This window comes from [Zimmermannella] bifida NBRC 103089 (assembly GCF_001570925.1).
GTDB classification, from domain to species: domain Bacteria; phylum Actinomycetota; class Actinomycetes; order Actinomycetales; family Microbacteriaceae; genus Gulosibacter; species Gulosibacter bifidus.
Genome location: NZ_BCSP01000002.1, coordinates 227,082 through 245,391, shown reverse-complemented (window position 1 = coordinate 245,391; position 18,310 = coordinate 227,082). Strand labels below are relative to the sequence as shown.

The following is an 18,310-nucleotide window of genomic DNA, read 5'->3' as shown; positions in this document are numbered from 1 at the left end:
CTGCGAGCGTGGATGCACGCCCGCCACGTTCCGCGGTCAGGGTCGCGGAAGCTTCTGGTGCAGCGGGTTAGTGGTGTAACCACCGCCGTGCTGGTGACCGTGAGATCCACCGCCCGCGCCGCCGTGCGGCAGCCTCGTCACCACATCCGGCTCATGCGCGGAACGCTCCGCCGCACCGAGTGCTTCGTATCCGGGTGCGCTTGCACGCCCCAGGTGCGGAGCTCGGTACACGCGACGTGCACGGATGCTGCAATCGGGACAGTCGATCGAGCTCGGTACTTCCGCCATAGGGAATCGCACCTGCGACGCATGATCCGCGGGGCACTTAAATTCATATGTGGGCATACCGACCTCCGAATGCAAGACGACTTCGATGTCGTCGCGTACAACGCTAGCAACGCCGAATGCGCATTCCTGAATGCATGTGCAGGCGCCGCACCGTACGCAGTCAACGCGAGGCGGTGCATCCGCATTAACCGTGCATCAACATATATAAGGAATGCATCGACGCGGATGCGGGCACACAGACTTCGCTACGGCCAACGGCGGAGCACATGCAACCGAGGTATACATCTGCCTAACAATGCTCGGTTACGCGCTGGATCTGGGATAAACTTCCAACGTTTTGCCCGCCGATTTGTCTGGAGCTTTCTGTTGCAGAAGCGTGTTCGTGCCTTTGCCGCTGCCGCCGTTGTGACAGCGACGCTGATGCTCGCCGCTTGCAACGTTGCCCCACCAACCGGCGGACCGAGCGGCCCCGATGAGACCAGCACGGTCGAGACCCACCCGGTTCCAACATCGGTGTCGTGCGCAACCATCGAGAGCGAACTCGCCTATGCGAACAAACTTGTGACGTCGGCGTCCAAGGGTTTCGGCGAGGACCCGTACGCAGCGCTCGACAAGATCCGCGATGCCATCAAGTACATCGAGCAGCTCCGCGAAGCGGCCACCGATGTTCGCCTCGAAGACGCACTGAACGACATTGCATTCGAGAGCCGCGAATTGGCCGACACCCTTGAACGCGTCATGCGCGAAGGCACATTGCTGACCGCTTTCCACGACATCGCCGACTCGGCTGACCGTGTCGAAGAGGGCTTCAACACGCTCCTCGACTACTGCCGTTTCTAACCTCTCGGTTGCCGCTTGGCGTTCCGCCTGAGGGATGAATTCGACGCTACCGGGATTCCCCCACAAAGGACGTGGAATACTAGGGAGACATTCGCCATGCGCCTTCGTGCCGTTTGCACACGAAATCAGGCAAGCCGGTGAAAGCTCCAGCCAACGACAAGTGAAAGTAGCTACACCATGACCTCTCACTCGCCCGTAGTCATCGATGACATTCCACAGTTGTCGGCCAACGAAAAAGTCAACGCTTGGGTGGTGAAGGTTGCGCAATTGACGCAGCCGAACGAGGTTGTTTGGTGCGACGGGTCGCAAGAAGAGTTCGACCGCATCGCCACAGAGATGGTTGAAGCTGGCACGCTCATCAAACTGAACCCCGAGCTGCGCCCGAACTCGTTCCTCGCCCGCTCCGACGCTTCCGATGTCGCCCGCGTCGAGAGCCGCACGTTCATCTGCTCGAAGGAATTCGAAGACGCCGGCCCCACGAACAACTGGCGCAATCCCGATGTCATGCGTGCCGAACTCAACACGCTGTTCGCCGGCTCGATGCGTGGCCGCACCATGTACGTCGTCCCCTTCGCCATGGGCCCGCTTGGCGGCAAGATCACGCAGTACGGTGTTGAGATCACCGACTCCCCCTACGTTGTACTGTCGATGGCGCTCATGACTCGTTCGGGTAGCGAAGCCCTCAAGTACATCGAGCCAGAGTCGCAGTGGGTTAAGGCCCTGCACTCGGTCGGTTACCCGCTGGTGGATGCAGAGGGTAACGAGCGCGAGGACGTCGCGTGGCCGTGCAACGACACGAAGTACATCACTCACTTCCCCGAGGCTCGCGAAATCATCTCGTACGGTTCGGGCTACGGCGGCAACGCACTGCTCGGTAAGAAGTGCTTCGCCCTGCGCATCGCCTCGGCAATGGCACACGATGAGGGCTGGATGGCCGAGCACATGCTGCTCATTCAGGTCACCAACCCGCAGGGCAAGAAGTACACCATCACTGGTGCCTTCCCATCGGCAACCGGTAAGACCAACCTCGCCATGATGCGTCCGAAGGTGGACGGCTGGAAGGTTGAAACCATCGGTGACGACATTGTTTGGATGCGCCCCGGTGACGACGGCCGCCTGTACGCGATCAACCCCGAATATGGCTTCTTCGGCGTTGCCCCAGGCACCGGTTACTCGACTAACCCGGTCGCCATGGACACCATCAAGAAGAACACCATCTTCACCAACGTCGCGCTCACCGATGACGGCGACGTCTGGTGGGAAGGCATGACTGACACGGCACCGTCGCACCTGATCGACTGGCAGGGCAACGACTGGACGCCAGGCTGCGGCTCCCCCGCTGCCCACCCGAACGGTCGCTTCACTGTCACTGCCGACCAGTGCCCCACGATTTCGCCCGATTGGGAAGCCGCCGACGGTGTGCCCGTCGACGTCATCCTGTTCGGTGGCCGCCGACGCACCAACGTGCCGCTGGTATTCCGTTCGAAGAGCTGGGAACACGGCTGCTTCCTCGGCGCCACGCTTGGTAGCGAACAGACTGCCGCTGCTGAAGGCCCCGTTGGCGTGTTGCGCCGCGACCCGTTCGCAATGCAGCCATTTGCTGGCTACCACATGGGCGACTACTGGAACCACTGGCTCACGATGGGCCGCAAGCTTGGCAAGAAGGCCCCGGCAATTTTCCAGGTCAACTGGTTCCGTCGCGACAAGGACGGCTCGTTCCTGTGGCCGGGCTTTGGTGAGAACATTCGCGCTATCGAATGGATCATCGACCTGCTCGAGGGCGAAGTCGAACCAGTCGGCACGCCAATTGGCCTGCTGCCAAAGACCGAAGACATCAACGTTGACGGCATCGATGTTGACGAAGCAACGCTCAAGAAGATCTTCGCTGTGCCCGCCGAAGGCTGGGAGAAGGAACTTGACGTCACCGAGGACTACTTCAACTCGATCGGCGACCGCGTTCCAAACGCCATGTACAGCCAGCTTGCGGCAGTGCGCGAAGGCTTCGCCAAGCTGAAGTAACCACGCGTAATCGCGAGGAACATAACGAACGGGCGGTGGTATTCCACCGCCCGTTCGAGCGTTTCCGGATGCATCCGAGGCGCAATCTGCTGCCCCAGTTGTTGTCGTTAGTTATCGGATGCGTTCGGCTCGGTTTTCGCAGCCGCTTCAGTGCGTGCGAAACGAGCGGCTGTTGTCACGCTTCGGTTTGGGCGTGAGCTTCGGGTACCAATTCAGCGCGAGTGGCGACAGCGGAGCGAGCCAAGCGGTGTCGTGCTTGGGAGTTTGCTCGTTCATGCTGTTCTCCTTACGGTCAGGGGTCTGTGATGGTGCCAATGTGTTCGCGCGATCTAGTAGTTGGATGCCGTAGCCCCCGAGAAAGTTCCCAACGCAAGGAAAATCGTCCGCCCGTTAACCTCAGGTTCGCGCCCATTAACCAGGATTTAGGAGTCTTGTCAACGCGCCTTTCTACTGTGACCGTCATCGTTCGGGCTCGTTGCGGTGCCCAACGGTTTGGCTGGGCTCGCCGCACAAGTACGGCGCGCATTCGCGCCAGAACTTGCAAGTGCTATTGAGGGGCCGTAATGAATCTCGACGTAATTTCCGATGATTTCTCGCACCTTTCGCGCGATCTCGACGACGCCGCATCCGAAGCGGCAACGGCGACGCTGCGACAGATCGCTTCTGCGGTAAGTGATGCCATGCCCGGTGCATCGTCTGGATCGACGATGTCCGAAGCAGCGGGACACTTCGACGACAACCTGCAGCTGTTTGCTGAGGCACTGACGAGTGACTCCGAGGCTGCCGCCAACGCCAACCGCGACTTCATCGCCACCGACCAGCACAGCGAAGCCGCATTCCAGCCAGCCGTGTTCGACGGTGTCGCGAACTCGATGCAGTACGGACGGTAGGTCGCAACATCATGGTTTCTTGGTCAGACGTCACTCGCTGGGACGCCGGTCCCCTCAACGAGGCCGCACAGACGGTCTCGCACCGCGCCGAAAAGCTCACGGATGTTCGCGACGGCCTCGATCGCGCCCGCAGCCGATTCAGCTCGAAAGGCAATGCTGCCTCGTCAGCACACAACTCCCTTGGCGACCACGACGGCACAGCGGCCGGCTTGCTCGGCCGTCTAAACGGCTACAACAGTGCGCTTGGTGGCGCAGCCACCGCAGTCGCCGGCATCCAGCAGGCGGTCACGCAGACGCAGTCGTTTGCCACGGCAAATGGCCTGATTATTGACACCAGCGGCAATGTTTCGATCGGGCCGGGACCACGCGCCGCCGCGACCGCGCAGGCGGTCTCCATGCGCATCCCGCCCGCATCGACGCCGGCTTGGACTAAGGCGCTCGCCGACCAAGCGACGGCAGTGAGCATGGTGCGCTCGGTACTCACAAGTGCAAATCAGGTGGATGCATCGCTCGGCAACAACATCGTGGCCGCGAGTGAGGGCGTCGAGACGTCAGCGAAGGGTCAGGAAGTACCGATCCAGCTGATGTCAGAAACGTTCGACCTGGGCGAATCGGGCACCGCCACGGGTGATGCGCCAAGCCTGCCGCTCAACGAGAAGGACTACTGGAACCCGCCTAAGGCGGACAAGGAAGTCAAGTTCGACCGCGAACTCGGTAAGGACGAGACGTTCCCGCCAGACGGCACGAAGCTCGAACCGAACACCCGCTATGAAGTGCATCAGGGTGGCGGTGCCAAGAGCGACATGTCGCGCGGTTACTACTACACGGATGCGGACGGTAACGTCACGCACGTTGACGCTAACGTCAATCGCGAAGAGGGATCAGCGCTCAACTACGACCTGCGCGAACCTGCACCGAACACGACGTACCGCGTTGACAACGTCGTCTACAAGACCGACAGCCAAAGCCGCACCGAGCTTGCGGTGATCGAAGACATCAGCCACGAGATCAAGGGTGGTCGTCACCAGGGCATTCAGGGGTCGGTAGGCCGCGAAGCGGACCTCACGATTGATGGCAAGAAGGTGCTCGACTTTGACGGTGGCCACATCAACGCGGCAATGTCCGGTGGCATCCGTGAGGAGATCAACTACACGCCGCAAAATGTGGATGTGAATCAGTCACGCAAGGGTGTAGAGAATTACTACGCGCTCGAGCAGAAATGGAAGGACCTGTCGCCAAACAACAAGGTCGATGTGGTCATTCGCAACATTTACGAGGAAGACGTGCAGAAGTCTGCCGGCGTCAATAGCAACGTCCCCACCAAGTACATCGTCCAATACGATGTCAACGGCAAGGACCCAGTAGAGGTGGTAATGAACAATGTCGGACAATAACGAGGTTCAGGGCGGTCTCCTCGCCGAACGCGAGGCCATGGTCGCGGTTGCTAAGGAACTTTGGGCACTGCTACCGGACGACTGCGAGCGCATCACCTGCGAGGCGCTGCTGTTCGCTGACTACGCTGAGTACCGCAAGACGGCGTTTACGGAGTCGGGCGAATCGCGCAATATCGGCTCGCACCTGCCCCTGGTGAAAGCTATGGAGAACTTGCGCAAGGTGATGTACAAGCCCGGCAAGGGCACCTGGTACACCTCGTACTTCACCGTCATGCGTCCGGGCAAGGTCACCACAAACTACGACTACGACACTGAACCAAATTGGTCGGTGAAGCCCGGTGACGCTACCTACGTAGCCGATCTCGAACGCTTCCCCCGTGAGCCACAGCTCATTCCTGTGTGGATGCAGGACAAGCTCGGTGCGTAGTCGAACGGCAACTAGGGCACTCTAATCCGCAACACATAAGCAATGCGTGCATGCATATAGTTGTAAACATGGCTTGGTAGTTGTGGAGATGGCTCGAGGTCGTTGGGTCACACAAGTGGCATCGAAGTTGCAGCGGCTGTCAAGAGCTCGATCAAAGGAGTCCTCCCATGAAGGCTGCCGTTGTCCGCAAGTTCGGCGACAATCTCGATGTCAGCGAGTTTGAACGGCCCGTCCCTGGCCCCAACCAGCTGCTCGTAAAGCTCGTAACCTCCGGTGTCTGCCACACCGACCTGCACGCTGCACAGGGCGACTGGCCAGTTCGCCCAGAACCTCCGTTTATCCCCGGTCACGAAGGTGTCGGCGTTGTCGAAGAAATCGGCGAAAACGTTGACGACTTCCAGATCGGCGACATGGTCGGCAACGCCTGGCTGTGGAGTGCCTGCGGCAAGTGCGAATACTGCCGCAAGGGCTGGGAAACCGTCTGCGACTCGGTCACCAACGGCGGCTACACCGCAAACGGCTCGTTCAGCGAGTACATGCTCGTTGACGCCCGCTACGCACCGCGCATCCCCGAAGGCGTCGACCCAGTCGAGGCTGCACCGATCCTCTGCGCCGGTGTCACCGTCTACAAGGCCATCAAGGAAACCGAAGCCAAGCCGGGCGACTGGGTAGTCATCTCGGGTATCGGTGGCCTGGGCCACATCGCCGTGCAGTACGCCGTTGCCATGGGCATGCGCGTTGTTGCGGTTGACGTTGCCGAAGACAAGCTCGAGCTCGCCAAGAAGCACGGTGCCGAAGCAGTCGTCAACGCGGCTGTCGACGAGCCCGGCGAAAAGGTCAAGGAAATCACCGGCGGCGGCGCCCACGGCATCGTTGTTACGGCGGTACACCCGAAGGCATTCGGCCAGGCAATCGCCATGTGCCGCAAGCTCGGCACCATCGTCTTCGTTGGTCTGCCTCCTGGAGCCACTGACGTCGAGATCTTCTGGGTCGTTCTCAACCGCCTCACCATCCGCGGTTCGATCGTTGGTACCCGCCAGGACATGGTCGAAGCACTCGACTTCTTCGCGCGCGGCAAGATCAAGCCAACCGTCGCCACCCGCAAGCTCGACGAGATCAATGACATCTTCGACGAAATGAAGAAGGGCGCAATCGACGGCCGTCTGGTCATCGACTACCGCTAAGTGAACCTTGCGGTAACCCGGATGCTGACTGACCGCATCCGGTAGCAATCACCACGAAGCGGCTGTGTTCGAGCGTTTGCTCGGCACAGCCGCTTCGTTCATTTGCCGGGCTTGTGCGATTTTGCGCGTGCTCTGACGCATCAAAACGAAGTGATTCACCGGATTTTCACCAACAACCACGAAAATGATGAGTCGCAGCACATTCGTACTTGCCGTCACGGTTCGCGCTGTCACAAAAAGCCGGCAGCCTTCACCAAAATCGACTCAATTACGCCGAAATTGTGACTGTTGAAACACGAACGCGTCGTCTGACTCATCAATCTGCCCGTTTCGGAACCAATTCCGGTCGATACGCCAAGAAATGATGAGCCAAACGACGCCGCGGCAACACCGTGTCTACGCAAACAGCGCTTCGACACCAGCCCGCGCGAAGTACAGCGCAAATCCAGCACTCACGAGCCACAGCAGCCAGTGAATCTTGCGGCCGCGTCCCGTGGCGGCGTGGATGATCACCCAGGACAAGAACCCCACACCAATACCGTTGGCGATCGAATACGTCAGCGGCATCGTGGTGATGCAGAGGAACGCGGGCAAACCAACGGCGAGGTCCTGCCAGTCGATCTTTGCGACCTGCATCATCATCATGGCTCCAACAATCACCAGCGCAGCCGAACCGACTTCCATCGGCACGATCACGGCAAGCGGCGTGAAGAAGAGCGCGGCCAAGAACAGCAGACCAGAAATGACCGAGGCCAGGCCCGTCCGAGCACCCTCACCAATTCCCGAGGCCGAGTCAACGAACACCGTGTTCGATGAGCTCGAAGTGGCGCCACCAAGAACCGCACCGAAACCCTCGACGACGAACGCCTGTCGGATGCGCGGGAACGCCCCGTGTTCATCCGCCAACTCAGCATTGCGCGCAAGGCCCGTCATCGCGCCCATCGCATCAAAGAAGTTCATGAAGACCAGCGTCAGCAGCAGCATCGAAGCCGCCGCCGGACCAATGCGGGCAAACGCACCAAACGGGTCGAACGCACCGACCAGCCCGAAGTCGGGCATGGCGACGATCTGTTCGGGTAGCGCCGGCACCGTCAGGTTCCAACCGCCCGGGTTCTCCGGTCCACCGGGGCCGAGCCCGAGCATGGCTTCGGTCACGATGGCGAAAACCGTACCGACAGCGATGCCAATCAGAATGGCGCCGGGCACCCGTCGAATCATCAGGATGCCCATGAGCAGCAGCGTGATTACAAAGAGCACGGTTGGCAGCGAGGTGATCGAGCCACCAAGCCCGAGCTGCACCGGAGGGCCGCCCTGTGTGCGCGTGACGAACCCGGCGTTCACCATGCCAATGAACGCAATGAAGAAGCCGATACCGACGGTCGTGGCGGTCTTTAGCGCATCCGGAATCGCGTTGAAAATTGCCGTTCGAGCACCCGTTACCGCGAGCAACACGATCACCACACCATTGATGAGCACGAGCCCCATCGCCTCGGGCCAGGTGACCTGATGCACCATCGTGACCGCGAGGTACGAGTTGATCCCCAACCCTGCGGCCATGGCAAACGGCAGGTTCGCAATCGCGCCGAACAGCAATGTCAACACACCCGCAGCAAGCGCCGTTGATGACGCAACCTGCAGCGGGTTCAGGGCAGTCCCTGCGAAATCTGCCGAGGCTTCACCGCCGAGAATCAGTGGGTTCAGGATGAGGATGTACGAGATCGTGACGAACGTCACAAGTCCCCCGCGCACCTCACGGCCAACCGTCGTGCCACGCTCGCTGAGGTGAAACCACCGTTCCAGTAGTGCCGGCACGGATGCGGCGGGCTTGCTTGACGATTCAGGTGCGGGTTTCGTTTTGGTCACTCCTCAAGCGTAGATCGGCGACAGGCCTGCGCGAAGCAACCGAACCGCATCCTGAAATACCCCGCGTAATCGGGTATCTTTCGAGGGTGTAGATAAGGCACCTCATGACTCGGTGCCGCTCATAGCGAAAGGTAGCGATGACCACCGCCAACATCCCGGACCGCCCGGCCCTTGAAGGACTCGAGTCGAAGTGGGGTGAATCGTGGGAAGCTCAAGGCACCTACGCGTTCCGCCGCGACGGCGCGACCCGCGAGAACGTCTACTCGGTAGACACTCCCCCGCCAACCGCATCCGGTTCGCTGCATATCGGCCACGTGTTCTCGTACACGCACACCGATGTCGTGGCCCGCTACCAGCGCATGCTTGGTAAGCATGTCTTCTACCCAATGGGCTGGGACGACAACGGCCTGCCCACCGAACGCCGCGTCCAGAACTACTACGGCGTGCGCTGCGACCCAACCCTCCCCTACGTCGAAGATTTCGTACCCCCGCACGAGGGCGGCGATGGCAAGTCGATCAAGGCAGCCGACCAGCAGCCAATTTCGCGCGAGAACTTCATCGAGCTGTGTCTGAAGCTTTCGGAAGAAGACGAGCGTGCCTTCGAAGCGCTGTGGCGCCAGCTCGGCCTCTCGGTCGACTGGACACAGACCTACCGCACCATCGACGACAACTCGCGTCGTGCATCCCAGCTTGCGTTCGTGCGCAACTACGCGCGCGGCGAGGCCTACCAGGACATGGCTCCAACGCTGTGGGACGTCACGTTCCGCACCGCGGTTGCCCAAGCAGAGCTCGAAGACCGCGAGCAGCCAGGTGCGTACCACAAGGTCGCTTTCCACGGGCCCGATGGTGATGTGGTCATCGAAACCACCCGCCCGGAGCTGCTCCCTGCCTGCGTGGCCCTGGTCGCGCATCCAGACGACGAGCGCTACCAGCCGCTGTTCGGCACCACCGTGCGCACGCCACTGTTTGACGTTGAAGTCCCCGTACTCGCGCACCCACTCGCCCAGCCTGACAAGGGCTCGGGTATCGCCATGATCTGTACGTTCGGTGACGTCACCGACGTGATCTGGTGGCGCGAGCTGCGCCTGCCGAACCGCTCGATCCTGGGCGAAGACGGCCGCATCCTGGCGGAGAAGCCCGAGGTCATCACCAGCGAAACCGGTTCGGCACTCTTCGCCGAAATGGTCGGCAAGACGGTGTTCTCGGCGAAGAAGATCGTTGTGGATGCACTGCAAGCATCGGGTGAGCTGCTCGAGGAGCCGCGCAAGATTTCGCACCCGGTGAAGTTCTTTGAGAAGGGCGACAAGCCGCTCGAGATCGTGTCAACCCGACAGTGGTACGTCCGCAACGGTGCCAACAACGAAGACCTGCGTGCCGAGCTGCTCAAGCGCGGTGAAGAGCTGCAGTTCTGGCCCGACTTCATGCGCGTGCGCTACGAAAACTGGGTCAAGGGCCTTGCCGGCGACTGGCTGATTTCGCGTCAGCGCTACTTCGGTGTGCCGATCCCCGTCTGGTATCCGATCGATGCCAAGGGTGTCACGCAGTACGACTCTCCCATCATCCCGACCGAGGCACAGCTGCCGGTCGACCCGTCGTCGGATGCACCGGCCGGGTTTGACGAGTCGCAGCGCGGCCAGGCGGGCGGTTTCGAAGGCGAACTCGACGTCATGGACACGTGGATGACTTCGTCGCTCACCCCGCAGCTTGCCGGTGGTTGGGAACGCGACCCGGAGCTTTTCGACCTCGTGTACCCGTTCGATGTTCGCCCGCAGGGTCAGGACATCATCCGCACCTGGCTGTTCTCGACGCTGCTGCGTAGCCAGCTCGAAGAAGGCAAGCGGCCGTGGAAGAACGCCACGATTTCGGGCTTCATCGTCGACCCAGACCGCAAGAAGATGTCGAAGTCGAAGGGCAATGTGGTGACCCCTGTCGGTCTGCTCGACCAGCACGGATCGGACGCGGTTCGCTACTGGGCCGCATCGAGCCGTCTGGGTACCGACGCCGCGTTTGACCCGCAGCGTCCGACGCAGATCAAGATCGGTCGCCGCCTGGCGATCAAGGTCCTGAACGCCACCAAGCTCGTGCTCGGTTTCGATGCCACCGGCGCCGAAACTGCGGCGATTACCAACCCGCTTGACCGGGCGATGCTCGCGGCACTCCGCGACGTTGTGGCGCAGGCCACTGCCGCGTTCGACGAGTACAACCACGCTCGCGCGCTGGAGGTCTCGGAGTCGTTCTTCTGGACGTTCTGTGACGACTACCTCGAGCTGGTGAAGGAACGCGCATACAGCGACGATGCCGCGGGCCGCGCCTCGGCCGTTGCCGCGATGCGCCTGGCTGCAAACGTGCTCGCACGCCTGTTCGCCCCGTTCATCCCGTTCGCAACCGAAGAGGTGTGGTCGTGGTGGCAGCAGGGTTCGGTGCACGAAGCCGCATGGCCGACGGTCGAGGAGATTCCGGCCGATGGCGACGCGAACGCGCTCGCTGTTGCATCGTCGGCGCTGACCATCATTCGCGGTGTCAAGACCGAGGCCAAGGTCTCGCAGAAGACGCCGCTGATTCAGGTCACGGTAGCCGCACCTGCCGAAACGCAGCCGCTTCTGGAAGCCGTCGCCGACGACCTGCGCGCCGTTGGCCGCATCCAGTCGCTCACGATCGTTGCCGGTGACCAGCTCGCCGTTACTGAATCGGAGCTCGGCGAGCCTCCGGTCAAGGAACCGAAGCAGGCCTAGCGTGCAGATCGGCACCCGCTGGCCGTTCGGCACTCCGGCCCCGCAATCGTTACCTGCAGCAGTGCGCGATGCGCTGCTGCAGGTCGAGCGCGAAACGTCGGCGCCCCAATGGTGGACGCTAACCTGGCTTGAGGGCCGACCGGTGGTGACGGCAGACTCTGGCATCTCGGTGACGGTGGATGCATCCGGTACCGTCCGCACCGCATCCACCCCGCAGCTGCCGGGTGACGACGATGACGATGACGGTTGGTTGGCGGGTTAGCTTCCGCGCCAACCCACGCCGCATTGGCGGCTCACCGCTACACGGCATCGCGTCCAAATACCAATGAGGCCGGTACCCCGTTTCGGGGTACCGGCCTCATTAAATCTAGCGACCCAACCGACCTAGATGGTGGTGTCGCAAGTGGCCTTGAGTTCGAAATCTACCGTGTCGGCAAAGTTCATCGCGCCCTTGCCCGACGCGGTCAGGGTCTTGCCGTCAAACGATACGGTTGCCTGACCGTCCGAGCTCGACCAGTAGAGCGAGTCGGACTTACCGATCGGGCCGCCCGACGAGATCGAGATCGAGCTCGGCTTGTCCTTGTCAAACAGGACGTAAAACGATGGCGCTTCAATGTCGTAGGTACCGTCATTGCCCGACACCATGGCGCTATCGCCAGTGATGCAGGTGATGGTCCAGTTGATGTTCGACAGATCGTGCGTTCCGAAGCGGACGACGTCATTGCCGCCGCCACTACCGCCACTACCGCCGCTGCCGCCGCTACCGCCGCTACCGCCTGGACTGGTGGTCGATCCACCGCCACCGCCGTACGGACTATCGCTGGTAGGAGGGGTGCCGCCGCCGCTGCCGCCGCCGCTGCCGTCGCCGAAACCAAATGGCAGGCCGCCACCGCCACCGTCGCCGTTGTCCTTCTTGCGCTCCTTCTTTGGCGCTGACGGCTCATCGCTGGCGCATCCGGAAATACCGGTGAGTGCAACTGGAACGAGTGCGATGATTGATGCGGCCTTGAGCAGCGGGTGAATTTTCGCCATGAGCAACCTTTCTCGGCGTGAGGACACAACGAATTGAATATATCCGAATGCTATTGCTCGAATACGCGAATTTAATCGCCCTGCAGATGCATGTTTTCCCACTCTTCGGGTGGAGACGCGTTGTCTAGGCATCAGGCCGAGGCACTGCTAGCGGTCAAGCTGGCAGTACAGCTCGGTCTCGTACTTCGTTGTCGTGTTTGTCTTACCGTTGCTGGCCTCAATATCCGGCCCATACGCCACACCGGCACCGTTGGATTTCAACGTCCCGCCGTCGACGATCAGTGAACCATTGCCCTGCTTCGTGCCGGGAGTTACTGTCAGCCCGCTCTTCGCTTGCAGGCCCTCGCCTCTACGGCCCGAAGTGAACGTGAACGAACTGAGTTCATCCGGGTTGCCGAGCATCACGAGCGTGAACGAGTGCTCGCCATCTTTGGCGGTGGCGATGATGGAAATGCTGCCTTCGGTAATGCCGGAGCAGCTCACCTGCCAGTCAAGTTCGCCATAGTCCTCGTCGCCAACGCGAAGCTTCACCATTTCGGATTCACGATTGTCTTCGATTGGCTGCGGAGGTGTCATCGGCGCACCGCTTGGATGCACCACTCCGCCGAACGGATCCGGCGTAGGCGCGTCAGTGGGACTCACGGTGGCTTGCGGCACGAGTCCAGAACTTGTTGGTCCGGCCGCGCCCGGAACATAAGTGCAACCGGCAAGCACGGCCACCGCGACAGCCGCGGTGGTGCCGAACGTCGTCCAACGCACGGCGCTCGCTGCCGAGGCGACCGATTCGTGCACATCAGTATGCGGCGTCGATTGAGACGGATGGCGCGCGCTGGCCTGTCCGTGAGGATTCTGGTGCAACATGTTGCCGTCCCGCCCGATTGCAGCTTGTGGTGCTGGATGCATGTGGTTCTTGACGTTGGTCGGTTCAATCGCGGTGCCCGCAAGGGTTCCGGGCACCCGCACGGGGGTATCCGCCGCATCCACGTTGCGAACCATCTGTCGCAGGCTGCGGCATCGTCGGTGCGCAGGCGATTGTACGTCTTTGCCCAATCTTACGTTGTGCTCGAAATTCGCTCACCCTGCGAGAGCATGATCTTTGGCAAGTGTGGCCCTACCGCCGCACATTGGCACCGTTTCAGCCGCTCCGTGCGGTAAAACGAGGCGCACGAGCGGCAACCGGGTCACGCGAACGTGACGCGGTGCATCCACCCGCTACGCGGACTTTTCGCCGCGCACCGGCTGCGGTTTTTTAGGCACGAGGTTTGGGGCAGCATTCTTGCGAACGACATCGGCGGTGATTTCAACACGTTCGATGTCCTCGCGCGACGGCACCTCGAACATGACCGGACCAAGTACCTCTTCGAGAATGGCTCGCAGACCACGTGCACCCGTCTTGCGTTCAACCGCGTGCGCGGCAATCTCGCGCAGGGCTTCGTCCTCAAAGTGCAGTTCGACACCGTCGAGCTCGAAGATCTTCTGGTACTGCTTTACCAGCGCATTGCGTGGCTCAACGAGGATGCTCACCAGTGCGTCTTCATCAAGGGGTTCAACCGTCGTCAGCACCGGCAGACGACCGATGAACTCGGGAATCAATCCAAACTTGTGCAGGTCCTCGGGCTGAACATCCGAGAACACGTCTTCGACGATGTTAGGCGAGTGCAGGGGCGAACCGAAACCGATGCCCTTACGACCGGCACGCGAAGCGATGATCTCTTCGAGTCCAGCAAACGCACCCGCGCAAATGAACAACACGTTGGTGGTGTCGATCTCGATGAACTCTTGCTGCGGGTGCTTGCGACCACCCTGTGGCGGTACCGATGCGGTAGTGCCTTCAATGATCTTGAGCAGCGCCTGCTGCACACCCTCGCCCGAGACATCGCGGGTAATCGAAGGGTTCTCAGCCTTGCGGGCAATCTTGTCGATCTCGTCGATGTAGACGATGCCGGTTTCGGCACGCTTGACGTCGTAGTCGGCAGCTTGCAGCAGCTTCAGCAGGATGTTCTCGACGTCTTCACCAACGTAGCCAGCCTCGGTCAGTGACGTGGCATCGGCGACCGCGAAGGGCACGTTGAGGCGGCGTGCGAGCGACTGCGCCAGGTAGGTCTTACCGGTACCGGTGGGGCCAATGAGCAGAATGTTCGACTTGGCGATTTCGACGCCGTCGTTGTCCTGTTCGGATTCGTCCTTAACCGCGGTGATTTCGTTGCGGGCACGGATGCGCTTGTAGTGGTTGTAGACCGCAACCGAGAGTGCGCGTTTTGCGGCTTCTTGGCCGACAACATACTGCTGCAGGAATTCAAAGATGTCGCGTGGTTTGGGCAGGTCGAACTCCGAGACCTCTTCGGTCTGCTCCTCAGCGAGGCGCTCGCGAATGATCTCGTTGCACAGTTCGATGCACTCATCACAGATGTAGACACCGGGGCCGGCGATGAGCTGCTTCACTTGCTTCTGGCTCTTTCCACAGAACGAGCACTTCAGCAGGTCGCCGCTTTCACCAATGCGTGCCATGAGTTCCTCTCTCGGCGGTCAGATGTCTCTCCACAGTATCGCCAGCGGCGGAGAATTCCGTGTAGCACCCGCCAAACGATTGCGGGTGCATCCACGGAATGCTCAGCGTTGTGGACGAACCACCAAATTTCCGTTGGCCGGATGCGGGAATACTTCGACCGGTGTTGCGTACACGTCGCTGAGGAGCTCAGGGTCGAGCACGGATTCCGGCGGACCGTCGGCGAGCACGCTCCCCCGGTGGAGCAGCACCAAGCGGGTGGCCCAACACGCGGCCGCGTCGAGATCGTGCAGGACGACGACGGCGCTACCGCCCGCATCCGTCATCGCCCGTACCGTGCGCAACGCTTGCTCTTGGTGTCGAATATCGAGTGCGGCCGTGGGCTCATCAAGAAACCACCAGGGCGTCTGCTGCGCGAGCACTCGCGCGAATCCGGTGCGCGACACTTCGCCACCCGATAGCCACATGGCGTTGCGGTCGGCAAACTGGTGCACTTCGGCGGTGCGCATGGATTCCGCAATGATGCGCTGGTCATCGTGGGTGTGCTCCGTGTGGCGCCACGGCGAGCGCCCCATGGCAACCACTTCGGCGACGGTGAATCCGAAGCCAACCCCAGGCTGCTGTTCCAGTACGGCCCGTTGCTGCGCCAGCGCAATCGTGGGCATCTGCGCAACCGCATCATCACCGAGCTGCACACGGCCCGCATCCGGCACCGTGTCACCCACCAGTACCGACAGCAATGTGCTCTTGCCAGCGCCGTTCGGGCCGATAAGCGCCACGAATTCACCGGGACCGATATCAAGGTTGATGTCGTGCAAGATGGTTCGGCCGCCACGCTGCACACCGACTCGGGATGCGCGCAGTCGCATCATGCGGCACCTCCCGTTCGCTGCGAGAAGGTTTGTCGCAGCAGCACCAAAAATACCGGCGCACCGATCAGCGAGGTCATCATGCCGATTGGTAGGTCGACCCCGTAGATCAGGGTTCGTGCGAGCAGGTCGGCAACGGCAATCAACAGCGCACCACCGACCATCGACAACGGCACGAGCCGTCGATGTGCAGGGCCCACCATGAGCCGCAGCGCATGCGGCACGACGAGACCCACGAACCCGATAATGCCGGCGAACGAGACAGCGGCACCTGTGATGAGCGCGATCCCGATCATGAGCGCCACGCGCAACCGCCGCACATTACAGCCGAGGTGACCGGCGGCGCGATCACCAAGCGCGAGCAGGTCGAGCTTCCGAAGGAGCGGCAGCATCGCAACAGTCGCAACGGCCAGCGGAATCGCGGTCTGGATGACGGCGTTCCAGGTGGCGCCATTGACCGAACCCAATTGCCAAAACACCACGGCATCGCGTGCCGTCGATGACGACACCACAAAGATGAACGCGGTCGCTGCTCCTGCGATCGCATTGATCGCGATGCCCACGAGCAATAGTGACAGCGAGCGCTGGGCCGTAATTTGGCGAGCGACGAGCCAAACGGTAAACGCGGTCGCAAGCCCGAATGCGAAGGCAAATACCGGCGTCGTGACGAGACCGAACCAGGAAATGCCAAGACCGATACTCAAGGCCGCGCCGAGTGAAGCACCGGCGGTAATGCCAATGACTCCTGGCTCGGCCAGTGGATTTCCAAATAGCGACTGCGCCAGTGCCCCGGCGATACCGAGGGCGGCGCCTACGAGCAGCCCGAGCAGGAGACGTGGCACCCGCACCTGCCAGAGCGCCGCATCCGTCAGGGCCGCGGAGCTACCAATCTCCGCCGGTGGCGCAAATCCAAAGTGACGCGCGGCCGATTGCCAGAGCGCATCCGGTGCAATAACGAACTGCCCCGAACCAAGCGACACGACGACCGTGATGGCAAGCCCGATGCCGAGCGCCGCCCAAAGCACCCCGGTCGCATATCGACCGGTCGTGTTGTGTGGTTTGCGGCGCAGTTTGCTGTGCAGTTTGCCAAGGCGAGCCGACACCGGCCGCGATGCGGTGACCCCGGTCATCCGAGGTACACCGCATCGGCAATCGCCTTGAGCGCCTGCGGATAGTTCGGGCCGAACGAAATGAGCTGGCTATCTGGAACCGAAATAATTCGTTCGTTCGCACCAGCTGTGGTCTGCGCCATACCCGGTCGTGCGAGCAGCCCCTCGCTACCACCACCAGATTCGAGGCCGTCACGCATCACAATTACGGTTTCTGGATCGATCGAAATGAGCGATTCTGCGTTCGCAGGCGCAGTTTCTGGCAGTCCGTGCGTTTCGGCCACGGCGTCACCGCCCAGGTCGTTGATGAGCTGGGTTGCGGCGCTCCCCTTACCGAACACGAAGAATACGCCGCCACTGCCGCGCACGTAGAGCACCGCCATACGCAGCGGCTGTTGTCCGGATGCGGCTTGCAGTTTCGACACGTAGTCCTGCACGTTGGCGAGCTCGGCCTCGGTGCGCTCGACCAGTTTCTTGCCAGCGTCGGGAACGCCCGTGGCCTGCGCGATCATGGTGATCTGTTCGGCAATGAGGTCAGCACCCCGATCGGGTGACAACACGACCACGTCAACGCCGCTATTGCGCAGCAATTCAATGGTGGATGCGGGACCGAGCGTCGTGTCTGCCAGCACCAGTGTTGGGTTCTGTGCGAGCACTTGCTCAACATCGACCGAGTGGCCTTGACCGCTCACAACGGGCACATCGCGGATGCGCTCGTCGATGTCCGACACCGTGCGGCCAGCGATATTGTCCTCAAGACCCAGCCCAATCAATGTCTGGCTGGTGGTGCCGTAGATGTCGAGCGTGACGATGCGGTCGATCGATTCGACTTCAACGTTGACGCCATCGTCGCCGGTCACGGTCGCGGGCAACTGCGGTGCCGCATCCGTATCAATGGGCGCGACACCGGGAATCGCTTTAGCTTCGGTCAGTCCCGTGAGCGTGCGCGGATCGGGCACCTTGTCGGGCACGGTATAGGCATCGCTCACCGCTGCGCTGCTAGTTGCGGATGCATCGGGGGAGGTTGCGGTGACAATTTCTGTTCCGCCGGTGGCACAGCCTGCGGTCGCGAGGGCAGTGCACAGTGCGGCAATGATGGCGATTGAGCGAAGGGTGCGAGTGGATGTGGTTAGCCAGTTCATGACGTGTTGCAATCG

Annotated in this window: 17 protein-coding genes; 8 read left to right on the top strand and 9 right to left on the bottom strand. The window is 61.4% G+C overall.

Annotated features, from left to right (window positions below; all coding sequences use genetic code 11):
• Positions 1 to 36 precede the first annotated feature (36 nt).
• Positions 37 to 345, bottom strand: coding sequence for an FmdB family zinc ribbon protein (locus tag ZBI01S_RS10205; RefSeq protein WP_110477027.1), 309 nt, complete (start codon positions 343 to 345; stop codon positions 37 to 39).
• A 309-nt stretch (positions 346 to 654) separates the two neighbouring features.
• Between ZBI01S_RS10205 and ZBI01S_RS03240 the strand changes: the two genes are divergently transcribed.
• Both ZBI01S_RS03240 and ZBI01S_RS03235 read left to right on the top strand, forming a co-directional pair.
• Complete coding sequence (locus ZBI01S_RS03240; RefSeq protein ID WP_066056264.1) at positions 655 to 1,128, top strand: hypothetical protein; 474 nt, start codon at positions 655 to 657, stop codon at positions 1,126 to 1,128.
• A gap of 177 nt (positions 1,129 to 1,305) precedes the next feature.
• Positions 1,306 to 3,147 carry a phosphoenolpyruvate carboxykinase (GTP) gene (locus ZBI01S_RS03235; protein ID WP_066056261.1) on the top strand — a complete coding sequence of 614 codons (1,842 nt, stop codon included), beginning with the start codon at positions 1,306 to 1,308 and terminating at the stop codon, positions 3,145 to 3,147.
• A gap of 147 nt (positions 3,148 to 3,294) precedes the next feature.
• Here ZBI01S_RS03235 and ZBI01S_RS10140 read toward each other — a convergent pair whose 3' ends face one another.
• Positions 3,295 to 3,423, bottom strand: coding sequence for a hypothetical protein (locus ZBI01S_RS10140; RefSeq protein ID WP_281173214.1), 129 nt, complete (start codon positions 3,421 to 3,423; stop codon positions 3,295 to 3,297).
• Positions 3,424 to 3,710: 287 nt separating this feature from the next.
• Here ZBI01S_RS10140 and ZBI01S_RS03230 point away from each other — a divergent pair, with 287 nt between their 5' ends.
• The 4 genes from ZBI01S_RS03230 to adhP all read left to right on the top strand — a co-directional run bounded on the left by ZBI01S_RS03230 (position 3,711) and on the right by adhP (position 7,042).
• Entirely contained in the window at positions 3,711 to 4,037 is a 327-nt protein-coding gene (locus ZBI01S_RS03230) for a hypothetical protein (RefSeq protein WP_066056259.1), read from the top strand.
• 11 nt (positions 4,038 to 4,048) lie between these two features.
• Positions 4,049 to 5,431: a DNA/RNA non-specific endonuclease gene (locus tag ZBI01S_RS03225; protein WP_066056257.1), complete on the top strand. Its 1,383-nt coding sequence runs from the start codon at positions 4,049 to 4,051 to the stop codon at positions 5,429 to 5,431.
• Positions 5,418 to 5,858, top strand: coding sequence for a hypothetical protein (locus ZBI01S_RS03220; protein ID WP_066056254.1), 441 nt, complete (start codon positions 5,418 to 5,420; stop codon positions 5,856 to 5,858). Before ZBI01S_RS03225 ends, ZBI01S_RS03220 begins: the two co-directional genes overlap by 14 nt.
• A 167-nt stretch (positions 5,859 to 6,025) precedes the next feature.
• Positions 6,026 to 7,042 carry an alcohol dehydrogenase AdhP gene (adhP, locus tag ZBI01S_RS03215; RefSeq protein ID WP_066056251.1) on the top strand — a complete coding sequence of 339 codons (1,017 nt, stop codon included), beginning with the start codon at positions 6,026 to 6,028 and terminating at the stop codon, positions 7,040 to 7,042.
• Positions 7,043 to 7,438: 396 nt separating this feature from the next.
• Here the strand turns inward: adhP and ZBI01S_RS03210 are convergent, their stop codons facing one another.
• Entirely contained in the window at positions 7,439 to 8,905 is a 1,467-nt protein-coding gene (locus ZBI01S_RS03210) for an NCS2 family permease (protein WP_066056248.1), read from the bottom strand.
• Positions 8,906 to 9,042: 137 nt separating this feature from the next.
• On the opposite strand from ZBI01S_RS03210, the gene valS reads away from it, so the two are divergent.
• Positions 9,043 to 11,637 carry a valine--tRNA ligase gene (valS, locus tag ZBI01S_RS03205; RefSeq protein ID WP_066056245.1) on the top strand — a complete coding sequence of 865 codons (2,595 nt, stop codon included), beginning with the start codon at positions 9,043 to 9,045 and terminating at the stop codon, positions 11,635 to 11,637.
• Position 11,638: 1 nt separating this feature from the next.
• A complete protein-coding gene (locus tag ZBI01S_RS03200) occupies positions 11,639 to 11,899 on the top strand; it encodes a hypothetical protein (RefSeq protein WP_066056242.1) in 261 nt (86 codons plus the stop codon).
• A gap of 122 nt (positions 11,900 to 12,021) precedes the next feature.
• Here ZBI01S_RS03200 and ZBI01S_RS03195 read toward each other — a convergent pair whose 3' ends face one another.
• The 6 genes from ZBI01S_RS03195 to ZBI01S_RS03170 all read right to left on the bottom strand — a co-directional run bounded on the left by ZBI01S_RS03195 (position 12,022) and on the right by ZBI01S_RS03170 (position 18,295).
• Positions 12,022 to 12,669, bottom strand: a complete 648-nt coding sequence (locus ZBI01S_RS03195) for a hypothetical protein (RefSeq protein ID WP_066056238.1) — start codon at positions 12,667 to 12,669, stop codon at positions 12,022 to 12,024.
• A 147-nt stretch (positions 12,670 to 12,816) separates the two neighbouring features.
• Complete coding sequence (locus ZBI01S_RS03190) at positions 12,817 to 13,665, bottom strand: hypothetical protein (RefSeq protein WP_066056235.1); 849 nt, start codon at positions 13,663 to 13,665, stop codon at positions 12,817 to 12,819.
• 216 nt (positions 13,666 to 13,881) lie between these two features.
• The gene (gene clpX / locus ZBI01S_RS03185; RefSeq protein WP_066056231.1) at positions 13,882 to 15,177 is read right to left on the bottom strand and encodes an ATP-dependent Clp protease ATP-binding subunit ClpX; all 1,296 of its coding nucleotides are present in this window, start codon (positions 15,175 to 15,177) and stop codon (positions 13,882 to 13,884) included.
• 102 nt (positions 15,178 to 15,279) lie between these two features.
• On the bottom strand, positions 15,280 to 16,047 hold the full coding sequence (locus ZBI01S_RS03180; protein ID WP_066056228.1) for a heme ABC transporter ATP-binding protein: 768 nt from the start codon (positions 16,045 to 16,047) through the stop codon (positions 15,280 to 15,282).
• The gene (locus tag ZBI01S_RS03175; RefSeq protein WP_066056225.1) at positions 16,044 to 17,174 is read right to left on the bottom strand and encodes a FecCD family ABC transporter permease; all 1,131 of its coding nucleotides are present in this window, start codon (positions 17,172 to 17,174) and stop codon (positions 16,044 to 16,046) included. Before ZBI01S_RS03175 ends, ZBI01S_RS03180 begins: the two co-directional genes overlap by 4 nt.
• Entirely contained in the window at positions 17,171 to 18,295 is a 1,125-nt protein-coding gene (locus ZBI01S_RS03170) for a heme/hemin ABC transporter substrate-binding protein (RefSeq protein ID WP_066056223.1), read from the bottom strand. Before ZBI01S_RS03170 ends, ZBI01S_RS03175 begins: the two co-directional genes overlap by 4 nt.
• Positions 18,296 to 18,310: the final 15 nt, after the last annotated feature.

Coding starts and splice junctions, on each gene's coding strand:
- ZBI01S_RS10140 (WP_281173214.1), bottom strand. CDS start 3,423: ATGAACGAGCAAACTCCCAAGCACGACACCGCTTGGCTCGCTCCGCTG.
- ZBI01S_RS03180 (WP_066056228.1), bottom strand. CDS start 16,047: ATGATGCGACTGCGCGCATCCCGAGTCGGTGTGCAGCGTGGCGGCCGA.
- ZBI01S_RS03225 (WP_066056257.1), top strand. CDS start 4,049: ATGGTTTCTTGGTCAGACGTCACTCGCTGGGACGCCGGTCCCCTCAAC.
- ZBI01S_RS03220 (WP_066056254.1), top strand. CDS start 5,418: ATGTCGGACAATAACGAGGTTCAGGGCGGTCTCCTCGCCGAACGCGAG.
- ZBI01S_RS10205 (WP_110477027.1), bottom strand. CDS start 345: ATGCCCACATATGAATTTAAGTGCCCCGCGGATCATGCGTCGCAGGTG.
- ZBI01S_RS03235 (WP_066056261.1), top strand. CDS start 1,306: ATGACCTCTCACTCGCCCGTAGTCATCGATGACATTCCACAGTTGTCG.
- valS (WP_066056245.1), top strand. CDS start 9,043: ATGACCACCGCCAACATCCCGGACCGCCCGGCCCTTGAAGGACTCGAG.
- ZBI01S_RS03190 (WP_066056235.1), bottom strand. CDS start 13,665: ATGGTTCGCAACGTGGATGCGGCGGATACCCCCGTGCGGGTGCCCGGA.
- ZBI01S_RS03195 (WP_066056238.1), bottom strand. CDS start 12,669: ATGGCGAAAATTCACCCGCTGCTCAAGGCCGCATCAATCATCGCACTC.
- ZBI01S_RS03175 (WP_066056225.1), bottom strand. CDS start 17,174: ATGACCGGGGTCACCGCATCGCGGCCGGTGTCGGCTCGCCTTGGCAAA.
- ZBI01S_RS03170 (WP_066056223.1), bottom strand. CDS start 18,295: ATGAACTGGCTAACCACATCCACTCGCACCCTTCGCTCAATCGCCATC.
- clpX (WP_066056231.1), bottom strand. CDS start 15,177: ATGGCACGCATTGGTGAAAGCGGCGACCTGCTGAAGTGCTCGTTCTGT.
- ZBI01S_RS03230 (WP_066056259.1), top strand. CDS start 3,711: ATGAATCTCGACGTAATTTCCGATGATTTCTCGCACCTTTCGCGCGAT.
- adhP (WP_066056251.1), top strand. CDS start 6,026: ATGAAGGCTGCCGTTGTCCGCAAGTTCGGCGACAATCTCGATGTCAGC.